General features: G+C 68.1%; 2 protein-coding genes. Both read right to left on the reverse strand.

What is annotated here, in order from left to right; all coding sequences use genetic code 11:
- Nucleotides 1-167: 167 nt before the first annotated feature.
- Nucleotides 168-395, reverse strand: coding sequence for an alcohol dehydrogenase catalytic domain-containing protein (locus WA944_RS04215; RefSeq protein WP_526372658.1), 228 nt, complete (start codon nt 393-395; stop codon nt 168-170).
- A 184-nt stretch (nt 396-579) separates the two neighbouring features.
- On the reverse strand, nt 580-1,855 hold a 1,276-nt coding region (locus WA944_RS04220), incomplete at its 5' end, for a sensor histidine kinase (RefSeq protein ID WP_526609208.1).

Raw genomic sequence — 1,855 nt, forward strand, 5'->3', positions numbered from 1 at the left:
GCCGTCAGTCCCGTCACCGGGAGCGCCGCCGCGTCGACCAACGCCACCGAGTTCGGGGCGGCGGCCAGTACACCGGCCGGAGCGAGCACATACTCCGCGGCGGCACCGTCGGCATCCAGCGGCAGCATCGCGACGACCGCATCGCCGACGTTCCAGCCCTCGACGTCCTAACCGAGTTCGGCGATGGTCCCGGCCAGATCGATGCCCGGGCTGTGCGGGAACTCGATGTCGTAGACCTCCGACAGGTAGCCGCCGCGGATACCGGCGTCCACCGGGTTGAACGCCGTGCCGGCCACCTTGACCAGAACCTGGCCCGGTCCTGGAACCGGCCGGCGGAGTTCGTCGTACTCCAGTACGTCGCTGCTGCCGTATGTGCGGTAGTAGAGAGCCTTCATGATGTCCTCCTCGGTCTGATTGCTTCGAAGTTGAAGCAGTTCTCTCGTGCTCAACCGCTTCGATCACGACGCAATTCCGCGGCTGCAGCGTGGCGCCGGTCACATCGCGGGTGTGAGGGAACCTGCACAGCCGTCCCCATCGGGGCCGTGCGGTCTGTGCGAGACCTCCCGATGCCGCGTGCGGCTACACCGGTGCGTATTGCACGGCTACGGCGGCTGCGGGCAATCGCACCGTGAAAGTCGTCGTGCCAGAGTCACAATCGGCACCTACGGACCCGCCGTGCGCCTCGACGATGGACGCGGCGATCGACAGGCCCAGTCCGAAGCTCCCTGCCTGACGCGACCGCGATTTGTCGGCACGGACGAACCGCTCGAACAGATGTGGGAGCAACTCACGATCGATTCCGGGTCCGTCATCGGCAACCGCCAGCACCACGTGGCCGGCGCCGTTCTCGGAGGTGTCCGCGAGGAGGCTGGTGGTCACCGTGGTGCCTTCGGGCGTGTGTACCCGGGCGTTGGACAACAGGTTGGCAAGAGCCTGGTGGAGCCGGGCCCGATCCCCGCGCACCCAGACCGCGCCGTCGGGCGTCTCGACCAACCAGCGATGCCCTGGTGCGGACACCGCCGCGTCGTTGACGGCGTCGACGACGATCTCGGTCAGGTCCACATCGGCGGTGTCCAGGTCCTGGCCCTCGTCGAGCCGGGCCAGCAGCAGCAGGTCGGCGACCAGCGCATGCATCCGCTGCGTTTCGGCCTCGATGCGCGCCAGGGAGTACTCGGTGGTCTCCGGCAGCACCGAACTGTCCTGCCGGGTCAACTGCGCATAGCCGTGGATGGCGGCCAACGGGGTGCGAAGCTCGTGGCTGGCGTCGGTGACGAACTGGCGCATGCGCCGGTCGGATGCAGCGACATCGGCCAGCGCGTGTTCGACGTGATCGAGCAGCCGGTTGAGCGTGTCACCGACGAGCCCGACCTCCGTGCGGGGGTCGGTGTCACCTGCGGGTACCCGCACTGTGATCGCGTGGTTGTCCCGGTCGAGGGGAAGTGTCGCCACCTCCGCGGCCGTCGCGGCGACACGGCGAAGCGGTCGCAACGCGACGCCGACGATCGCGACGGTGAACAGCGCCGCGATCACCAGGGCAAGCACTGTCATCCCGGAGACGACAGCAGTCGATCGCACCATCGCCACCCACGCCGGTGACCGTGACACCCCGGTCACCAGGACCTCGTCGCCGTCACCCGGGTGGCTGACCATTCGGTACCAATCCAGGCCGGGCAACTTGACGGTGTGCGGCTCCGCGCCCAGCGACGGCAGGTTCTCGATCGTTGCGACGGCCTCGGGCGGCAACGGATTCGCCTCGCCGTCGACGAAGTGCGCAGAGTCGACGACCCTGCCGTTCTGGATCAGCGCGATCACGTTCCCGGGTGCCTGGCCCATGACGTAAGTGAGCGGCTTCATC

This window comes from Mycobacterium sp., assembly GCF_049683355.1.
Taxonomy (GTDB): domain Bacteria; phylum Actinomycetota; class Actinomycetes; order Mycobacteriales; family Mycobacteriaceae; genus Mycobacterium.

Excerpts from the sequence above, each read along its gene's own strand:
- WA944_RS04215 (WP_526372658.1), bottom strand. The coding sequence starts at position 395 with ATGAAGGCTCTCTACTACCGCACATACGGCAGCAGCGACGTACTGGAG.